The sequence below is a fragment of the Vibrio sp. YT-19(2023) genome, from assembly GCF_033337395.1.
In genome coordinates, this window is sequence record NZ_JAWOQN010000038.1 from 1 (window position 1) to 19736 (window position 19736).

The window sequence follows — 19736 nt, forward strand, 5'->3', positions numbered from 1 at the left end:
AAGTAATGTTTGAATTGACTGTGCTGAATCCGAAGATTCAATGGTCACTTCGTTTCATTGAAACCTAATTTGATACCGAAGTATCGAATTGGATTATCATCAACGAGTGCCCACACAGATTGATAGGTCTATATTGTTAAAGAGCAACTCTTCTTTGTGATTGACATCACTTCGGAAGAGGCGGCCATTCTAGCGAGATAATTTATTGTGTCAAACACTTTCTTCAAATTATTTCGTTTTTCTTTTCAGCCTTATCAACTTCGCTTAAACCCTTGTGAGGCCTTGCCCTGTCGACGAGGAGGCATTATAGAGATCGCGCTCACATTGGCAAGTGTTATTTTTCAAAAATTGCAAAAACAGTGGTTAAACGATGAGTTTTCGATCAAACCTTTATTTATTCAACTTTACCCCAAACTATCACACAACTTATCCACAGAGTTGTTCTTTGAGACGTGTTTTTCAAGTACCATAAATAAAGAAAGCTGCTTTATTGCAGCTATCTTTATTAAACTTAACCTAAACTCTATTTAAAGAGCATTATGGCTATATGCCAGACCCATCTTGTTCAGAGCCATCATCTTCGTGTAGGCCACATTCTCGCTTTAAGCCAAAGAATCGAGTTTCTTCCTCTGACATTCCCGGCTCCCATTTACGAGTAGTATGTGTATCACCAACTGAAAGGTAACCTTCATCCCACAATGGGTGGTATTTAAGGCCGTGTTGTTCTAAGTAGTAATGAACGTCTTTATTAGTCCAATCAATTACTGGTAGAAATTTAAACACACCGTTCTGAATTGATAGAATCGGTAAACCTGCACGAGATTTACTTTGCTCTCGACGCAGTCCAGAGAACCACGTTCCAACATTAAGCTCTTTTAACGCTCGACGCATCGGCTCAACTTTATTGAGCTTGTTGTATTTTTCAATTCCCTCTACGCCTTGCTCCCATAATTTTCCATATCGAGCTTCTTGCCAATTCGCACTTTCCTTGGCTCGATAAACTTTTAAATTTAGGTTGAGAGCATCTGTCAGCTCATCGATAAATCGGTACGTCTCAGCAAACAGGTAACCAGTATCGGTTAGAATGACGGGGATGTCCGCTTTGGCGCGAGTAACTAAATGAAGCATAACCGCGGCTTGAATACCAAAACTAGAAGAAACCGCGAACTCGCCTTCTAGATTATCTAAAGCCCACGCTACTCTCTCTTGTGCTGAAAGCTTTTCGAGCTCGACATTAATTTGAGCAAGACGGAGGATTTGCTCCGTCTTTGTTAATGTCAGTAACTCTGTGAGCTCCAGCTTGGATGCTACAGAATCAAGCATGAAAGTCCCTCTTTGATACGAGCACTTCTTGGATAATGCCAGCACGAATAGTGAAATCGCCAAAGGCTTCGCCTTCTTCACGCTCTTTCGACCATCGGGCCACCAGCAGATCAATCTCTTCTAAGATTTGCTTATCCGTGATGTTCTCTTTATACATTTTTGGTACTCGAGTACCGGCACGGTTACCACCTAGGTGCAAGTTGTAACGACCCGGCGCTTTGCCAACTAGACCAATTTCAGCCAACATTGCGCGACCACAACCATTTGGACACCCAGTTACACGCAAAATGATGTTGTCATTTTCTGGTAGGTTGTGCTTCTCCAGAATCCCCTCAACATCAGTAACAAACTGAGGAAGGAAACGTTCAGCTTCTGCCATCGCTAGCGGACAAGTTGGAAAAGCAACACAAGCCATTGAGTTCTTACGCTGTTCACTTACGCCGTCGTCCATTAAGCCATGTTCACGAGCGATCTTTTCAATCTTCGCTTTTTCGTTTTTAGGTACACCCGCAACAATTAGGTTTTGGTTTGCTGTCATGCGGAAATCGCCTTTGTGGATTTTGGCAATTTCAGCAACACCCGTCTTAAGTGGTTTACCTGGAAAGTCTAATAAGCGACCGTTTTCGATGAAAAGCGCTAAATGATATTTACCATCAATTCCTTCTACCCAGCCAATACGGTCACCACGTTCTGTGAATTCATATGGACGGCTTTGCTCAAACTTAACACCAGCACGTTTCTCGACTTCCGCTTTAAACACATCGCTACCTACACGATCTAACGTGTACTTCGTTTTCGCATTTTTGCGGTTTGAACGGTTACCCCAATCACGCTGAGTTGTTACTACAGCTGCGGCAACATCAAGTGTCTTGTCCAGCGGAATAAAGCCAAAGTCGTCAGCGCGGCGCGGATAAGTTGATGTATCGCCATGCGTCATCGCTAAGCCGCCGCCGACCAGGACGTTAAAACCAACCAGCTTGCCGTTATCTGCAATCGCTACGAAGTTGAGATCGTTAGCGTGTACATCTACGTCATTTTGCGGTGGGATAACCACTGTGGTTTTAAACTTACGTGGTAAGTAGTTCTTGCCTAGAATCGGTTCGTCTTCTTCCGTGCTTTCTACTTTTTCACCGTCTAGCCAAATCTCTGCATAAGCGCGTGTTTTCGGAAGCAGGTGTTCACTGATTCTCTTCGCCCATTCGTAAGCTTCTTGGTGTAACTCTGACTCCACTGGATTAGTGGTACACAACACGTTACGGTTTACATCACCCGCGGTTGCAATCGAATCAATACCAATACTGTTGAGCGTTTGATGCATCAACTTAATATTCGGTTTTAATACCCCATGAAACTGGAACGTTTGGCGAGTCGTCAGACGAATACTTCCATATAAAGAGTGCTCCGTTGCGAACTTGTCGATCGCTAACCATTGCGTTGGCGTGATGATGCCTCCAGGCATACGAGCACGAAGCATCACATTATGTAATGGTTCCAGTTTTTGCTTTGTGCGTTCATTACGGATATCACGATCGTCTTGTTGATACATACCGTGGAAACGAATTAACTGGAAGTTGTCGGCAGTAAAGCCACCAGTAATACGGTCCTGTAAATCTTGCTCAATGGTGCCACGTAATAAGTTGCTTTCTCGCTTCAGGCGCTCGTTATCAGATAGCGGCCCTAACTCTTCACCTAATACAACCTGCTTATTATTGTCCGTAGAAAAAGTCATTAGTACACATCCCTCTGATAACGTTTCGCTTTACGTAGGTCATTAATAAATTGTTCTGCATCGTCACGCGGCATCTTGCCTTCTTGTTCAGCAACGATAACCAATGCGTCGTGCACATCTTTTGCCATACGCGTTGCATCACCGCAGACATAGATATAAGCGCCTTCTTGGATCCACTGCCACACTTGAGCTGCGTTTTCTAAGATGCGATGTTGTACGTAAACCTTTTCTACTTGGTCACGACTAAAGGCAACATCCAATCGGCTTAGTACTCCTGACTTGAGATACTTTTGCCATTCCACTTGGTATAAGAAGTCTTGAGTGAACGTGCGATCACCAAAGAACAACCAGTTTTTGCCTTCAGCATCACGGTTTTCACGTTCCTGAATAAAGCTTCGGAATGGTGCGATCCCTGTGCCAGGACCAACCATGATAATTGGAGTGCTATCATCTTCCGGCAGTTTAAAGTTGTTGTTATGCTCAACAAATACTTTAACTTCATCTCCCTCTTCGAGACGCTGTGCTAAGAAACTAGACGCTCCACCATATCGTTTTTCGTCGTTTTGTTCGTACTCAACCAAAGCAACCGTTAGGTGTACTTCTTCATCGACCTCTTCTTGGCTTGATGCAATAGAGTAAAGGCGTGGAGTAAGACGACGAAGCAAACCAATCAATTCATCTGCGGTTAACTTGGTTTTCTTTTCTGCCAGTACATCAACGATTTGAGTATTTGCAGAGTACTCGCGAAGCTTATCTTTATCTTCAACTAACTTTTGTAGTTTCTTGCTACCGGATAACTCGGCAAACTTTGTGATGAGCTGTGGGTTAGATGTTGTGATTTCATATTTACTCACAAGAGCACTGTGGATTGACAAGCTTTCACCATCAACGTCAACAGTCTCAACCCCAGACAAACCGACCTTACCAAGAATGGCATTTGCAAGTTCCGAGCTATTTTCAAACCACACACCTAGTGCATCACCTGGCTGATACGTTAAACCCGAGCCTTCTAAGTCGATTTCTATATGGCGAACGTCTTTTCCAGAGTCACGGCCCGTGATTTTTTGACTGGTCAGTAACGTCGCAGTGTACGGATTTTGTTTATTGTAAGGAGAGTGCGCAGTCGCAGCTTGACCCACAGGAAGTTGAACCACATCCGCTTCAGAGCCAGAAGACAGTGTATCTTTTACCTTGTCTAACGCATTCTTACGCCATTCAGTTGCAGGGGCTTCATAATCCACATCGCAATCAAGACGCTCGATAAATGGAGTCGCGCCTAGCTTTGATAGGTAAGTGTCGAAGTCTTTACCGGTCTGACAGAAGAACTCGTAGCTAGAATCTCCCAATGCAATAACACCATATTGCAGGTTTGGCAGCTTTGGAGCCTTCTTCGATTGCAAAAACTCATGTAGCTCAATGGCATTGTCTGGCGCTTCGCCTTCGCCGTTAGTCGATGCCACAATAATGACATGCGTTTCTTTGGCTAAGTTTTTACCTTTGTAATCGCTTGCATCAAAAAGTTCAACTGCAATTCCTTCTGCTTTTGCTTCCTGTTCCAGAGCTTCAGCAACACCTTTAGCATTGCCCGTTTGGGAAGCAAAAATAATACTCAACTTACCTGCTGGCTTCGCTGATACGGCTGCCGTTGCTTGTGCAATTGGCGTTACCGCTGTGTTTGGTTGATTTTGAGCTAATCCCCAAAAATACCCACTGACCCAAGCAAGTTGCTGTGAAGACAACTCAGAGACAGTTTGTTGGAGTGAGCTAATTTGTTGGTCATTCAGAGGGCTTGCGATTGGAGGATTTCCTCCTTGCCCATTATTATCTTCAGACACATTCTTGTGAGAATACTCATTCTTTTGAAAAGACATTATCACGACATCCCTATTCATTGCGTGACGATAGAGTACCCACTCTCCTTAATAACAAGAAAGAATAGAAGTGAATGTTTTATAACTTTTTGGAAGTAAGAACGGCTTACTTTTTGCTCATCGATCTTCAATGCGGACTTGTTGAAAGCCTACTGCCATTGCCGATTTTGACGCAGTATCCAAATCTTCATAAAGACATTCTTCGCCGTGACTGTCCGTTAGAAAAACAAAACCACCGCGCGCATGTCTGAACTCTACAACCCAACCACCCTCTTGGATTGCAGGCTCAATAATCGCTTCGATAAGCTGATTTTCACGGAATAGATGTCTTAGTTCATTTATTGTCATCGCTATCCCTGCTTTAACTTTCACATTGCTCCTAGGTAAGCATGGTCTAAGTCAGCCAAATAGGGAGAAATTTCGATTAGATATAATGAAGTGATATAAAAAAACGCCGCTTATAAAGCGACGTTTTAAGTAAATCGAATATCTAACATGGCTGAATTTAGAACGCGTATTCCGCACTCACAAAGAAGCCGTTAGCAAAAATAAACTCTTTCCCTAGATCCGACATGAATTTATCGGACTCTAAATCAATCACACGGTAACCTCCACGAAAAGCCAGTCGAGCTTTTTCGAGCGGTACATTGTATTGAACACCTGCCATGAAATCGGTGCTTTTGATACCTTTGTTGTCACCAAAGTTTATCTCACCAATCACATCAAAGTTTGTATCCGGAACTTGAATTTCTGCGTAACCATACCAAGCCCAAATCAGCTCATCAAATTCTTCTACACGCCTGCTTGAGCCAGCATCAATGTATTTAGTGTCACTTAAATTACTGAACGTGAGACCCGCATCAAAGTGCAATAAATCATGCTCTAGAACGTGGTAATACAAGGTTAAATCGAGCTTATCGAACCCCATGTAATCCGCATCAACACTTGAGTAACGAAGGCGCGCATTAGGGACATATTTAACATCATGTTCAATCGCCGCGTAAAAAGTGCCTGCGGTACTGCTATCTCGTCTCACTTCATTAACTTTAGTGTCGGCAGCCCATACCTCTGCGCCGACTTTTGTCGATACAGAGTACTCTGCAAAAACAGGAAAAGATACTGCCAACGATAATGCCGTTAAAGCGATGTTCGCTTTATTTGTCATGTAGTATTTACTCCGAGATAGCTGATATTCACGTAGAGGACGTGGGAGGAAATATACCATATTCTCACGCCTCTCCATCAACTAAATGATGTTACTCATTATTTATAGCGGGGCTGAGCGACGTAATTCTTGAAGAACCAAATACCCAATGCAATCACGATTAACCATGGTAATAGTTTGAGTACCGCTCCAACCATTCCCAGTAAAAACATCACAACTAACGCAATACCAGTTGCTGCGAATACGGTCATCATTGTGATACCCGTAACCAACAAGGTCGCCGCAAAGACTAAAATAAAGATTAGCTCCAACATAATCACTTCTCCATTTGTTTTCAATAAACAGAGCAGTTTCCATACCAACTTATAGAGAAGAATTTAAGATTATGATTTTTAATAAAAAAACAAAACCAGAGGCATTTCTGCACTCTGGCTTTATCATTCTTTAGTTGGTAATTTTAGCCATTCACTGGCGAATTTTACACATTCAATTCTTTTGGAATCTTAGCTAGCGCGTCTTGCAATACTTCTAGACCAGAACCTGGTTTGTGCGCATTTTCACTGATATGACGACGCCATTGACGAGCACCGGGCATGCTTTGGAACAAACCTAACATGTGACGGGTAATGTGACCAAGGTACGCACCTTTCGCTAATTGCGCTTCAATGTATGGGTACATCTCTTCAACAATTTCGCTGCGTTTCTTCACTGGAGCGTTAGAGCCAAACAACTCTTGGTCTACCGATGCCAGTAGATATGGGCTTTGGTATGCTTCACGACCAATCATCACACCGTCAAGATGCTGAAGATGTGCTTTTGCTTCTTCTAATGACTTCACGCCACCGTTAATCGCAACCGTTAGGTGTGAGAAGTCTTGCTTCAATTGGTAAGCGCGTGGGTAATCCAATGGTGGGATCTCACGGTTTTCTTTTGGGCTTAAACCACTTAACCAAGCTTTACGAGCATGGATAGTGAACTGCTCACAGCCACCCTTTTCTGAAACAATAGAAACGAAATCCGTTAAGAACTCGTAAGAGTCTTGATCATCAATACCAATGCGAGTCTTGACTGTTACAGGGATATCGACCACGTCTTTCATTGCTGCGACACAATCCGCAACTAACTGCGGTTCAGCCATTAGGCAAGCACCAAATCGACCGTTTTGTACGCGGTCAGATGGACACCCCACATTTAGGTTAATCTCATCGTAGCCACGCTCTTGCGCTAGCTTAGCACACGTAGCCAAATCTGCTGGGTTTGAACCACCAAGTTGAAGGGCTAACGGATGCTCTTCTTCGTTATAAGCCAGGAAATCTCCTTTTCCATGAATGATCGCACCTGTCGTCACCATTTCAGTGTACAGCAGGGTTTCTTTGGTCATTAAGCGATGGAAGTAGCGACAATGACGATCAGTCCAATCTAACATTGGTGCTACAGAGAGCCTGCAAGAATGAGTCATGATATAAACACCCGTTTTTATGTTGCCAAGGTCGAGCGCAGCAGTACGCTCAAAAAATAAGTCGGGTATTGTATACCCAAGCACCTCTGGGTGCTAGTTTCAGCGAGAATGATTTGGTTGGCTGGCTAGCCAAGTGCTTAGGAATACGCAGAAGTAATACGAATCTGTCATTCGTTGATTCATTCTGTGATGATTATTCCGCCTTCACACCACCACCGACTTGCTTTAATTCATGATTTTCGTTCTGATAGTGGGTAAAATGAAGCATTTCTAAACGAACTTCGTATAGAAATGATTTATCATAGAGCACGTCCGATAGTTATGGTGAAAGGTTTGAACCCAACAATCATTGAACAAATTGAAAGTATCTGCGCAGAGCGTGGAGTACGACTGACTCCGCAACGCCGACGCGTATTTGAACTCATTTGTTCTAATCGCCGCGCCTCAAGTGCGTATGAGCTATTGGAGCAACTAAAAGAGAGTGAGCCTCAGGCTAAGCCGCCCACTGTTTATCGAGCATTAGATTTTCTCCTAGAGCAAGGCTTCATCCACCGAGTGGAATCGACAAATAGCTTTATTACTTGTTGTTCTTTCAATACTCAGCAGCACTTTTTCCAATTACTAATTTGCGATAAATGTGGTGATGTCGTTGAACTCGAAGATGAGACGCTGATATCCTTGTTAGCCGAAAACGCCGAGAAGCATGGATTCAAACTGACCAACCAAGTTATTGAAACTCATGGTGAATGCCAGGCCTGTTCCTCCGAGACGAAAGAAAAAGTATAGAAGAACGTTATGCGCGCTGAATTTGTAAACCCGTTTTTAGCTTCTTTAATGAACGTGCTAAAAACTATGGCTTCTCTTGAGCTGAAGCCACAAAAACCGCGAATCAAAAAAGATGAGATCGCACGAGGTGACGTTTCTGGTCTGATTGGTATGGTAGGCCCACAAACTCGTGGTTCAATGTCGATCACCTTTGATGAAGCACTCGCCCTAGAAATCATGCAGAACATGCTTGGTGAACGTCCAAATGGGCTCAATGAAGAAGTGACCGATATGGTGGGTGAGATCACCAACATGGTTACTGGTGGTGCGAAACGCATTCTGGCGGAAAGTGGTTTTGACTTTGATATGGCAACACCGGTTGTGGTTTCGGGCCGAGGTCATACAATTCGCCACAAGTGTGAAGGCTCAATTATTATCATGCCTTTCTCTTCCCAATGGGGAAATGCCTTTATCGAAATTTGCTTCGAATAAAAGAGAAAAAATAGGTTGGCACTGGCCAACCTATTTTGTTTTTGCCTCAGGCAATAAAAAGGTCAGCATTTGCTGACCTTTTCTTTATCTATTCAAACATTAAGCTTTGAACGCTTTAAATGCGTTGATTAGACCGTTTGTTGAGCTGTCATGCGAGCTGATTTGAGACTCGTCTGCAAGCTCAGGTAGGATTTGGTTAGCCAGTTGTTTACCTAGCTCCACGCCCCACTGGTCAAAGCTGAAGATATTCCAGATAACACCTTGTACGAAAATTTTGTGTTCGTACATTGCGATCAAGTTACCTAGCGTACGAGGCGTGATTTGCTTCACTAGAATAGAGTTTGTTGGACGGTTACCTTCAAACACTTTGAATGGCGCAATCGCTGCCACTTCTTCAGCATTCTTACCTACTTTCACCAACTCTTCTTTCACGGTTTCTTCATTTTTACCAAACGCTAGAGCTTCAGTTTGCGCGAAGAAGTTAGACATCAGTTTTTGGTGATGATCGCTAGCTGGGTTGTGGCTAATTGCAGGTGCAATGAAGTCACATGGGATAAGCTTAGTACCTTGGTGAATTAGCTGGTAGAACGCGTGCTGACCGTTGGTACCTGGTTCACCCCAAATGATTGGGCCAGTTTGGTAAGTTACAGCATTGCCGTCACGATCAACGTATTTACCGTTTGATTCCATGTTGCCTTGCTGGAAATATGCTGCAAAACGGTGCATGTATTGATCGTAAGGTAGGATAGCTTCTGACTCCGCACCGTGGAAGTTGTTGTACCAAATACCAATCAAAGCAAGAATCACTGGAATATTGCTTTCTAGATCTGTTGATACGAAGTGCTTGTCCATCTCGTGAGCACCATCAAGCAACTCAACAAAGTTGTCGAAACCTACTGCTAGTGCAATTGATAGACCGATCGCAGACCATAGTGAGTAACGGCCACCAACCCAGTCCCAGAATTCAAACATGTTCGCTGTATCGATACCAAATTCAGACACGGCTGTCGCGTTTGTTGAAAGCGCAGCAAAGTGCTTAGCCACATGAGCCTGATCACCCGCCGATTCTAGGAACCAATCACGAGCAGTGTGCGCGTTAGTCATGGTTTCTTGTGTTGTAAACGTCTTAGACGCGATCAAGAATAACGTCGTTTCTGGGTTAACTTTCTTCAACGTTTCAACGATGTGTGTACCATCAACGTTAGATACGAAGTGAAGGTTTAGATGATTTTTGTATGGCGCTAGAGCTTCCGTCACCATGTAAGGGCCAAGGTCAGAACCGCCGATACCGATGTTCACAATATCGGTAATTGCTTTGCCTGTGTAACCTTTCCATTCACCGCCGATAACGCGCTCAGTGAATGATTTCATTTTTTCTAGAACCGCGTTCACTGCTGGCATTACGTCTTCGCCATCTACCATAACTGGAGTATTAGCGCGGTTACGTAGTGCAGTGTGAAGAACAGCGCGACCTTCTGTTTGGTTGATCGCTTCACCACTGAACATCGCTTCAATTGCAGATTTCAGCTCGGTCTCTTTCGCAAGAGCAAACAGGTGCTTCAGAGTTTCCTCATTGATGAGGTTCTTTGAGTAATCGACTAGGATGTCTGAGCCGAAACGTGCAGAGTATTTGTCGAAACGCGCTGCGTCTTGAGCAAACAGCTCTTTAAGATCCATATCTTGTGCAGATTCGAAATGCGCCGTTAGCGCTTTCCAAGCTTGTGTTTGCGTTGGATTGATATTTTTCAACATGGTCTTTATCCCGATGTTACAGTAGGTTCCATTCCTTACAGTCTAGCGAAAACTGTGGAATCCCCGATTTAGCAAATAGAATATAAATTAGATGTTTGGGCAAATTGCCACAAAACAAGTCTTTGTAATTTTTTTTCAGGCGCCAATTATGACCGAGAGCTTTTACACTCACATTGAGTTAGGTCACGTTCCCTGCCCTGAAATTGAACAATTCATTTACGATGACAAGAATCATATCATTTACTAATGACAGGCTCTAATTGGAATAGGATAGACGCCAATTTATAAATTTCCAAAGGAACACGTATGTGGGCACAAAAAACACTGCAATTAAAAGCGAGAAGCCGCGGTTTTCACCTGATAACTGATGAAATTGAACAACAATTACCACAAATAAACGAACTTTCAGTAGGTTTATTACACTTATTTATTCAGCACACCTCCGCCAGTTTGACCTTAAATGAGAATGCTGATCCAACCGTGCGTATGGACATGGAAGCGCACTTCAATAAGTTTGTGCCAGAGCGTGCTCCTTATTATCAGCACACCTATGAAGGTGACGACGACATGCCGGCACATATTAAAGCATCACTGCTTGGCAGTAGTGTGACGGTACCAATCCAAAATGGTCGATTAGCTTTAGGAACATGGCAAGGTATTTACTTGGGTGAGCATCGAGACTTTGGTGGCGGCCGCCGCGTTATTGCTACGATTAACGGTGAGTAGATAAAACAAAGGCTAACCTTGGGTTAGCCTTTCGTTGTTTATTTGGAGTATTCCATCTCGACGCGAGGCGTTAGCTTAGTCACGAGTTCATACGCAATCGTACCAATGTGACCCGCCACTTCTTCTACTGGGAGCTCTTTCCCCCAAAGAATCGCTTCGTCGCTGACTTTATCCGTTGCGTCTGGTCCCAAATCGACCGTCAGCATATCCATGGAAACTCGACCTGCAATAGGTACTTTACGGCCATTAACCCACACCGGCGTACCGTTTGGAGCACTTCTTGGGTAACCGTCGCCATACCCTACAGCAATGACACCAACTTTTGTATCTCGCTCACTGGTCCAAATACCACCATAGCCAACACTTTCGCCCTTCTTCACTTCACGTACCGCAATAAGGTGGGATTTAAGTGTCATGACAGGCTGATACCCAAGATCTTGCGCCGTTTTGTCATCGAATGGCGACACACCATACATGATAATACCCGGACGAACCCAATCTAAATGGCTTTGAGGCCATGCCAATAACCCCGCAGATGCCGCCAGTGAACGTTCCCCTTGGCAACCAGAAGTCAACGATTTAAACAGCTCAATCTGTTGTGGGGTAATATCGCTATCCAGCTCATCTGCACAGCCAAAGTGGCTCATGTAACGCAACGGTTTCGCTACATTTGGACACTCCTTCAGCCGCGTTACAAAGTCGTCATATTGTTCAGGACGAACCCCAAGGCGGTGCATGCCACTGTCAATCTTCAGCCACACGACAACCGGAGTTTCAAGGTCTGCTTGCTCCAAGGCGATAAGCTGCTCTTCACAGTGCACCACGGTTTGGATGTTGTTCGTCACAAGAACAGGTAAATCACCAGGAGAGTAAAAACCTTCTAGCAATAGAATCGGCTTTACTACTCCACAAGCGCGCAGTTGCAATGCTTCTTCAATGCGAGCCACGCCAAACGCATCCGCATGGTTAGCATGTTTTGCGACATGACGTAATCCGTGACCATAACCATTGGCCTTGACGACAGCCATCACTTTACTTTGTGGCGCTTGAGCTTTTACGCGCTGTAAGTTGTGCTGCAACGCAGACAAATCAATGCACGCCTTGGCCGCTTTCATATAGCTCATGGAATTACTCATCATCAATATCGAATGCAGGACCCGCGTAGTTGTCGAAACGCGAATGTTGACCTTGGAAAGTGAGGCGAACAGAGCCGATAGGACCGTTACGCTGTTTACCAATAATGATTTCGGCCGTACCTTTGTACGGACTATCTGGGTGATAAACCTCATCACGGTAGATGAACATGATCAAGTCGGCATCCTGCTCGATGGAACCGGATTCACGCAAGTCCGAGTTTACTGGTCGTTTATCCGCACGTTGCTCTAGGGAACGGTTTAGCTGCGACAGTGCCACAACAGGCACATTTAGCTCTTTTGCCAGCGCCTTAAGAGAGCGAGAGATCTCAGCAATCTCAAGAGTACGGTTATCGGTTAACGAAGGCACGCGCATCAACTGAAGGTAGTCGACCATGATCATAGATAGACCGCCATGTTCACGAGCGATACGGCGAGCGCGCGAACGCACTTCGGTCGGAGTTAGACCAGAGCTATCATCAATGTACATATTCTTCTTCTGCATCAGGATACCCATAGTAGAAGAAATACGCGCCCAATCTTCGTCATCTAGCTGACCCGTACGGATCTTGGTTTGGTCAACACGAGACAAAGAGGCCAACATACGCATCATCAACTGTTCAGCTGGCATCTCTAACGAGAAAATAAGTACGGGCTTTTCTTGTTGCATGGCCGCATTTTCACACAAGTTCATCGCAAAGGTCGTTTTACCCATCGATGGACGCGCTGCGACAATCACCAAATCAGAGCCTTGCAAACCTGCGGTTTTCTTATTGAGGTCTGTGAAACCGGTATCGACCCCGGTAACACCATCTTGTGGCGTTTTATACAACAACTCGATACGTTCTAACGTCTTTTCAAGGATGTTGTCGACGTTTTGTGGTCCTTCGTTTTCACTAGTTCGAGACTCGGCGATAGCAAAAACTTTACTCTCCGCCATGTCTATTAAATCTTCAGAACTGCGACCTTGAGGGTCATAGCCCGCGTCCGCAATTTCATTCGCGACACCAATAAGACCACGAACAATCGCACGCTCAGCGACAATATCAGCATACGCATTGATGTTAGCTGCACTTGGCGTATTCTTCGCCAAGTCAGCGAGGTAAGCAAAACCGCCTACATCTTCTAACAACTCGTGACGCTCTAGATATTCCGATAAAGTAATAAGATCGAGAGGTTTACCCGCTTCAAGAATGGTTTTTACACCTTCAAAAATCAGGCGGTGTGGACGACTATAGAAATCACTACTCACAACACGTTCGGCAACGGTGTCCCAACGTTCATTATCCAGTAAAAGACCACCAATTACTGATTGCTCGGCTTCTAGTGAGTGAGGTGGCACTTTGATTGCGTCGACCTGACTGTCTGAAGGTTTGCGATTTCTGTTTTCCGCCATGACTTTGCTCGATAACTACTATTGACCCACGATTATAACCTTAACCTAGCTGAGATGCTTCCCCGAAGCGACAATTACTTGTTAAGAAATCATCATGTGAACCACCCGGGTAATAGCCTGGTTCTTCCGCCTAGCTCTAATAAAAATTAACCTACCATTGACCCAACCAAATATCTGTATCAGTATCATGCCCCTCCTTTTTGATTACGTTCGAGGTTGATGTGTCCCGATACTGGTTACTTAGCTTTAGCCTACTGTGCGCTAGTGCATCGTATGCTGACGAATCAGTACAGCCAGAGCAAAATATTGATGTACCCGACCCACTAAAAACCGAGGTGGAGTTCGGCTATCAAGCTCACACAGGTAACACGGACTCTCGTTCCCTGAATGCTCGTTTGAGTGCTGAATATACGTCAGGTCGACACCGTTCTAATGGTGAATGGAAGTACTACAACTTGTACAAAGACGGTGAAGAAGACAAACGCTCATCCACCTATTCCCTACAGAGTGACTACAAGTTAGGCCCTAAGACGTATTTGTATGGCAGCTTTAAAGGAGTGGATTCTCGCTACAGTGCTTATTTTAAAGACTATACGTTGTCAGGTGGTTTGGGTTACCAGTTCTCCTACACTGAGAACTTCATTTTAGAGGTAGAAGTAGGCCCTGGTTTTCGCTATCAAGAGCCAAACTTAGACGAAATAGATGATGACGATATTGTCTTTCCCGATATCGTTAGAGAAGGCATTTTTCGAGGAAATATCAACACAACTTGGCATGCGTTGGATAATTTAAGTTTCGCAGCTGATATTACGTTGGTAACAGGTAGAAGTAACACACGTACTGATAGTGAACTCAGTGTAACCAATGATATTACTGAAGATATCGCACTGAAACTGGCGCACTCTCGTCAGTATCACGATAAAGTGCCTGAAGGCTTAAGCAAAGCGGACAGCGTATTTTCCGTTAATTTACTTTTCGCTTTTTAACCCTTTTTCTCTCAGTTTTAGAAATAAAAAAAGCACCTCCGAGGAGGTGCTTTTTAGTATTTCGTCTTGATACTGAATTACTCAGCAGCAACAACTTGTAGGTTAACTGTCGCGAAAACTTCAGAGTGAAGTTGAACGCTGATCTCGAACTCACCAGTGTTACGTAGAGCACCTTCAGGAAGGCGAACTTCGCTCTTAGCAACTTCAACGCCTGCAGCTGTGATAGCGTCAGCGATGTCACGAGTACCGATAGAACCGAATAGTTTGCCTTCGTCACCAGCTTTAGAAGCGATAACTACCGCTTCTAGAGCGTTAACTTTCTCTGCGCGAGCTTCTGCAGCAGCTAGTTGCTCAGCAACTTTAGCTTCTAGTTCAGCACGACGAGCTTCAAACATTTCAACGTTAGCTTTAGTTGCCATAACTGCTTTACCTTGTGGGATAAGGAAGTTACGAGCGTAGCCAGATTTAACGTTTGCAGTATCGCCAAGACCACCTAGGTTACCAATTTTATCAAGTAGAATAACTTGCATTGCTTAATCCTCTTTCTTAATAAAATGAACCGATTACTGATGCTTGTCAGTGTACGGTAGTAGAGCTAGGTAGCGTGAACGCTTGATAGCACGTGCTAGTTGACGCTGGTACTTAGCGCTTGTACCAGTGATACGGCTAGGTACGATTTTACCAGCTTCAGTGATGTAGTTTTTAAGAGTTGCTACGTCTTTGTAATCAATCTCTTGTACGCCTTCTGCAGTGAAACGGCAGAATTTACGACGACGGAAGAAACGAGCCATGGGCTATCTCCTGATCTTAAATTTGAGTAATGTTGTCGGCGTGTAACACTAATTTTCCCACGCCATTTCGGCCGGTTTGATAAGTGACAAAACCACTTACCTTAATGTTACTGCCTTGAACTAAATTCTGAGTTAGTGCTTGTGACCCAAGCCCGCTGACGACTACCGGCATACGACAATAAACTTGTCGAGGTAAGTCAGCTTCGATAATAGTAGAGCGATGCTCCAGCCAAAACCGACAGTGTTCAATGCCACCAGGGCTTTTACTACGAATGGGCGGTTTGGCAATGGTGCCGCTCAGCTCCATTCGATTGGCCATAAGAAAACTTACTCAGCAGCTTCTGACTTAGCTTCAGGCTTAGCTTCAGAACGCTCTTCACGACGTGGAGCACGCTCTTCTTTTTGCTTAAGCATGATAGATTGCTCAGTGATCGCTGCTTTAGTACGCATGATCATGTTACGTAGAACTGCATCGTTGAAACGGAAAGCAGTTTCTAGCTCATCAATTACAGCTTGGTCAGCTTCAACGTTCATAAGAACGTAGTGAGCTTTGTGAAGCTTGTTGATTGGGTAAGCCAGTTGACGACGGCCCCAGTCTTCTAGACGGTGGATTTTACCGCCAGCTTCAGTGATTGAACCAGTGTAACGCTCGATCATGCCAGCAACTTGCTCGCTTTGATCTGGGTGCACCATGAATACGATTTCGTAATGACGCATTGGTTGCTCCTTACGGATTATTCAGCTTCCACAAATGGCTCAGTCGTCCAGAGGAAGCAAGGAACTAAAGATAATTGACTGAGTTTAAGGAGCACGAATAGTACAGAAAGGGCGTAAAATAGGCAAGTGATTATTTGCTCATCGCAGCGGATATTTAATTTCTTCTAATACTAGAAAACACAAAGGCTGCCAACAACATGGCAGCCTTTAAAATCAGTGTGTTATTGCGCTGGCTTATCGGTGCTTATTTAACTTCAGCCAGTTCAGCGCGCATTTGATCGATCACTTGTTTGTAATCTGGCTCACCGAAAATCGCCGAGCCTGCGACAAACATGTCTGCGCCCGCTTCTGCAATTTCACGAATGTTGTCAACCTTCACACCGCCATCGATTTCTAAGCGGATATCACGACCAGACTCGTCAATCATCTTACGAACGGCACGCAGTTTATCTAGTGTATGAGGAATGAATGATTGGCCACCAAAACCAGGGTTTACCGACATCAGTAGAATCATGTCGACTTTATCCATAATAAATTCAAGACTTGCAAGTGGCGTTGCTGGGTTTAGTACCACACCAGCCTGACAGCCGTGCTCTTTAATTAACTGCAGTGTACGGTCTACATGATCAGAAGCTTCTACATGGAACGTAATCATCGACGCACCCGCTTTTGCGAAATCAGGAATAATACGGTCAACGGGTTTCACCATTAGGTGAACATCGATTGGCGCTGTGATGCCATAATCGCGTAGTGCTTTACACACAGGCGCACCAAAAGTCAGGTTTGGTACATAGTGGTTATCCATAACGTCGAAATGCACCACATCCGCACCCGCTGCGAGTACTTTTTCTACATCTTCACCGAGACGAGCAAAATCTGCCGATAAAATGGATGGAGCAATAAGAAAATCTTTCATACCTGACCTCAGTAGTAATGAGCAAACAATCTGCGCGCAATTCTACCGAAGCCAGTGGGGAGATCCACTATTTAGATATAATAGTGTGAGAATTAAGAGCTTGATTTATCCATGTCTGGGGCATGAAAAAGCGCAAGTAGCTCATCAACTTTATTACGACCGTTACCATTACGGCTAATGGTACGCTTTACTTTTACCACATTAAGATCCGCACCGTGATACAACCGACGTGTCAAGGTAGTGTCGTGGTTAGAAATCAACACAGGAATGCCACGTTCAGTCGCTGTTCTTTCAGCAATGTCGGCTAATGCAGCTTGGTCGTCCAACGTGAAACCATTACCTGCGTATGAGGTGAAATTTGCCGTATTTGAAAGCGGCGCATAAGGTGGATCGCAATACACGACGCTACCTTTGCGCGCACGACGAAATGTTTCAGGATAACCTTCACAAACGAACGTAGCTTTTTTGGCTTTTTCTGCAAAAAACTCCAATTCCGCCTCAGGGAAATACGGCTTTTTGTAAGAGCCAAACGGTACATTGAAGCCACCTTTTTTGTTGTAACGGCATAGGCCATTAAAACCAAAGCGGTTCATGTACAAAAACGCTAAAGAGCGGTACATCACGTCATCGGTTTTATTAAATTCAGCGCGAATGTGTAGGTAGGCTTCTTTGCGGTTGTTCTCAGCGACAAACCAACGCTTCGCTTCAGAGATATACTCTTCAGGGCGTTCTTTCAGCAGGTTGTACAGATTGATCAAATCTGGATTGATATCTGCAAGTAGATAATGGTCATAATCGGTATTCAGAAACACTGAGCCCGCACCAACAAAAGGTTCAACTAGCTTTCGAGCCGGCGGCAAATGACGTTGGATGTCTTCAACCAGTCCGTATTTTCCTCCTGCCCATTTAAGAAAGGCTCGTTGCTTTTTCATCTACTGCTCTATCTATCGACCAAAAATTAAGGCTGCGGAATGTAACATATTTTTCAGGGAAGCTCAGGTTTATTTCACTCGTTCAATTTCACGGTGAACCTGACGGAGTGATTTTGCCCAAGGACTCACCGACTTAACCGAATCTGGCAAGCTTGCGACGGCATCACGAGCCATTTGAATTGTCGGATAATCTTGATATGTGATGATATACCACTCGGTGTCATTACGAACGGTAGGATAAATTCGCACTTGATTATTCAGTTTATGCTCATTGAGAAAGGATTGTACATCTTCCATTGAGGTCATAGCTGCGAGTTGTAAAGTATAAGCTCTTGGCGATAGCGCTTTTAGTTCTTCACGAGCAAATGAAAACTTCACAACAGGTTGGTTTGCCTCACCCTCTTCTGACTGAGCAGGTGCTTGCGCCATATCTTGATTCGGTTTTACGACTTTAATCAAAGGAGAGCTAGTTTCATCGGCGGTTTCTGTTTTCTCAGTACCTACGACGTCATCAATCGCTTTTGTGTCTGCTGAATCAGTTTTACCTTCAAGCAATGCATCGACCACATTCGACTCAATCACCACTCTTTGTTGATTGTCATCACTGCCTACGCTCGCTACTTCTTCTGTCACTGCTGGCGGTAATGAATCAGAATCATCAACCGCACCAGAGTTATCAAGACTGCTAGAGCCATCGGTTACAGGTTGCAGTGAAGATTGCGCTGCACTGATTACTGACTCTTCAAAAGTTGGAATAGCCGTTTGCTCTAAACCGCCAGCAATTTGCTGCGCTTTATCATCAGGACTTGGTTGACTAAGCATCCACCAATAGCCACCCGCAGCAAGCAACAGTAATACTAATACCACCAACGCAATATTCAGGGGTGAACCGACAATCGAGCGGATAATGATCCTTTTTTCCACTTTCATCTCTCCTAACGCCATGATGTCACCCGGTACTGGGTCGACTTTTTTAAATGCATCTCTAACCCGTTTCTCAGACTCATCATCGACGTAGCGCGCAACAAGTGACTCAAAGAAACGACGAGCTTCCACTTCGGACAACATATCAATATCAAGCTCAACAGGCTTTATCTCTTGTCCATAACTGAGACGTGCTAGCAAACCTTCTAAACGTCCAGACTGTGTAAACAGTAGGATATTGATGGTCCAATTTGGCTTATGGTGCGCCTCTAAGACCAGCATCCAAAGCTCAGAGATAAGTGTCTCACTCAATAAATGCGCATCATCTACAACAATTGCAATGTCACACGGCTCATCACCTAAAAGCCTTTCAAGGCTATCAAGTAAAGGCTCTTGCTGATTAAACAATGCGTCTGAAACCAGTTGACTCAAAATAAGGACGCGATGCTGCACATCGTCTTGATTAGAATGACAAAGTAACAAACATTGGTTCTTGTTACTGGCACCCACTTCAAGGTATCGCTGCGCTAGCCAAGATTTCCCGTACCCATCATGACCATTAATCGCAATGAGATTGGAACCAAAGTTAGTCAGTAGACCTAATCTATCAAGCAACTCGATTTGAGAATCTAATTCCAGTACGTGAGCAACACTCATCT

21 protein-coding genes are annotated in these 19736 nt (G+C 44.3%); 4 read left to right on the forward strand and 17 right to left on the reverse strand.

Annotation, left to right across the window (positions count from 1 at the left end; translation table 11 throughout):
- Positions 1-543 precede the first annotated feature (543 nt).
- The 7 genes from R7E78_RS20730 to dusA form a co-directional block, all read right to left on the reverse strand.
- Positions 544-1323 (reverse strand): phosphoadenylyl-sulfate reductase, encoded by a 780-nt coding sequence (locus tag R7E78_RS20730; protein WP_005382748.1) that lies wholly within the window; start codon positions 1321-1323, stop codon positions 544-546.
- Positions 1316-3052 carry an assimilatory sulfite reductase (NADPH) hemoprotein subunit gene (gene cysI, locus R7E78_RS20735; RefSeq protein ID WP_017821724.1) on the reverse strand — a complete coding sequence of 579 codons (1737 nt, stop codon included), beginning with the start codon at positions 3050-3052 and terminating at the stop codon, positions 1316-1318. Before cysI ends, R7E78_RS20730 begins: the two co-directional genes overlap by 8 nt.
- On the reverse strand, positions 3052-4923 hold the full coding sequence (locus R7E78_RS20740; RefSeq protein WP_005381262.1) for an assimilatory sulfite reductase (NADPH) flavoprotein subunit: 1872 nt from the start codon (positions 4921-4923) through the stop codon (positions 3052-3054). The genes cysI and R7E78_RS20740 overlap by 1 nt, the downstream gene beginning before the upstream one ends.
- A 117-nt stretch (positions 4924-5040) precedes the next feature.
- Positions 5041-5271: a hypothetical protein gene (locus R7E78_RS20745; RefSeq protein ID WP_005381264.1), complete on the reverse strand. Its 231-nt coding sequence runs from the start codon at positions 5269-5271 to the stop codon at positions 5041-5043.
- 157 nt (positions 5272-5428) lie between these two features.
- A complete protein-coding gene (locus R7E78_RS20750; RefSeq protein WP_005381265.1) occupies positions 5429-6088 on the reverse strand; it encodes a TIGR04219 family outer membrane beta-barrel protein in 660 nt (219 codons plus the stop codon).
- Positions 6089-6186: 98 nt separating this feature from the next.
- Entirely contained in the window at positions 6187-6402 is a 216-nt protein-coding gene (gene pspG / locus R7E78_RS20755) for an envelope stress response protein PspG (RefSeq protein WP_005381266.1), read from the reverse strand.
- Between the two features lie 164 nt (positions 6403-6566).
- Positions 6567-7547 carry a tRNA dihydrouridine(20/20a) synthase DusA gene (gene dusA, locus R7E78_RS20760; protein ID WP_262607116.1) on the reverse strand — a complete coding sequence of 327 codons (981 nt, stop codon included), beginning with the start codon at positions 7545-7547 and terminating at the stop codon, positions 6567-6569.
- A gap of 321 nt (positions 7548-7868) precedes the next feature.
- Between dusA and zur the strand changes: the two genes are divergently transcribed.
- Together zur and R7E78_RS20770 are read left to right on the forward strand one after the other, a co-directional pair.
- Positions 7869-8333: a zinc uptake transcriptional repressor Zur gene (gene zur / locus R7E78_RS20765; RefSeq protein WP_005381268.1), complete on the forward strand. Its 465-nt coding sequence runs from the start codon at positions 7869-7871 to the stop codon at positions 8331-8333.
- Positions 8334-8342: 9 nt separating this feature from the next.
- Entirely contained in the window at positions 8343-8804 is a 462-nt protein-coding gene (locus R7E78_RS20770; RefSeq protein ID WP_005381269.1) for a chemotaxis protein CheX, read from the forward strand.
- A 99-nt stretch (positions 8805-8903) separates the two neighbouring features.
- On the opposite strand, the gene pgi is transcribed toward R7E78_RS20770, so the two are convergent.
- The gene (pgi, locus tag R7E78_RS20775; RefSeq protein WP_005381270.1) at positions 8904-10556 is read right to left on the reverse strand and encodes a glucose-6-phosphate isomerase; all 1653 of its coding nucleotides are present in this window, start codon (positions 10554-10556) and stop codon (positions 8904-8906) included.
- 306 nt (positions 10557-10862) lie between these two features.
- On the opposite strand from pgi, the gene R7E78_RS20780 reads away from it, so the two are divergent.
- Positions 10863-11282 (forward strand): secondary thiamine-phosphate synthase enzyme YjbQ, encoded by a 420-nt coding sequence (locus tag R7E78_RS20780; protein ID WP_005381271.1) that lies wholly within the window; start codon positions 10863-10865, stop codon positions 11280-11282.
- A gap of 38 nt (positions 11283-11320) precedes the next feature.
- On the opposite strand, the gene alr is transcribed toward R7E78_RS20780, so the two are convergent.
- Both alr and R7E78_RS20790 read right to left on the reverse strand, forming a co-directional pair.
- The gene (alr, locus tag R7E78_RS20785; protein ID WP_005381272.1) at positions 11321-12397 is read right to left on the reverse strand and encodes an alanine racemase; all 1077 of its coding nucleotides are present in this window, start codon (positions 12395-12397) and stop codon (positions 11321-11323) included.
- Between the two features lie 13 nt (positions 12398-12410).
- Positions 12411-13811, reverse strand: coding sequence for a replicative DNA helicase (locus R7E78_RS20790; RefSeq protein WP_005382759.1), 1401 nt, complete (start codon positions 13809-13811; stop codon positions 12411-12413).
- A 221-nt stretch (positions 13812-14032) separates the two neighbouring features.
- On the opposite strand from R7E78_RS20790, the gene R7E78_RS20795 reads away from it, so the two are divergent.
- Positions 14033-14797: a DUF481 domain-containing protein gene (locus tag R7E78_RS20795; RefSeq protein ID WP_005381276.1), complete on the forward strand. Its 765-nt coding sequence runs from the start codon at positions 14033-14035 to the stop codon at positions 14795-14797.
- A gap of 77 nt (positions 14798-14874) precedes the next feature.
- Here the strand turns inward: R7E78_RS20795 and rplI are convergent, their stop codons facing one another.
- The 7 genes from rplI to R7E78_RS20830 all read right to left on the reverse strand — a co-directional run bounded on the left by rplI (position 14875) and on the right by R7E78_RS20830 (position 19734).
- Entirely contained in the window at positions 14875-15327 is a 453-nt protein-coding gene (gene rplI, locus R7E78_RS20800) for a 50S ribosomal protein L9 (RefSeq protein WP_005382760.1), read from the reverse strand.
- 33 nt (positions 15328-15360) lie between these two features.
- Positions 15361-15588, reverse strand: coding sequence for a 30S ribosomal protein S18 (gene rpsR, locus R7E78_RS20805; protein WP_000090472.1), 228 nt, complete (start codon positions 15586-15588; stop codon positions 15361-15363).
- A gap of 16 nt (positions 15589-15604) precedes the next feature.
- Positions 15605-15907, reverse strand: a complete 303-nt coding sequence (gene priB, locus R7E78_RS20810) for a primosomal replication protein N (protein WP_005381298.1) — start codon at positions 15905-15907, stop codon at positions 15605-15607.
- Between the two features lie 8 nt (positions 15908-15915).
- Positions 15916-16305 carry a 30S ribosomal protein S6 gene (gene rpsF, locus R7E78_RS20815; RefSeq protein ID WP_005381299.1) on the reverse strand — a complete coding sequence of 130 codons (390 nt, stop codon included), beginning with the start codon at positions 16303-16305 and terminating at the stop codon, positions 15916-15918.
- A 244-nt stretch (positions 16306-16549) separates the two neighbouring features.
- Positions 16550-17221 carry a ribulose-phosphate 3-epimerase gene (rpe, locus tag R7E78_RS20820; RefSeq protein ID WP_005381300.1) on the reverse strand — a complete coding sequence of 224 codons (672 nt, stop codon included), beginning with the start codon at positions 17219-17221 and terminating at the stop codon, positions 16550-16552.
- A 92-nt stretch (positions 17222-17313) separates the two neighbouring features.
- Positions 17314-18153, reverse strand: a complete 840-nt coding sequence (locus R7E78_RS20825; RefSeq protein WP_005382762.1) for a Dam family site-specific DNA-(adenine-N6)-methyltransferase — start codon at positions 18151-18153, stop codon at positions 17314-17316.
- Between the two features lie 69 nt (positions 18154-18222).
- Complete coding sequence (locus tag R7E78_RS20830) at positions 18223-19734, reverse strand: SPOR domain-containing protein (RefSeq protein ID WP_206954853.1); 1512 nt, start codon at positions 19732-19734, stop codon at positions 18223-18225.
- Positions 19735-19736: the final 2 nt, after the last annotated feature.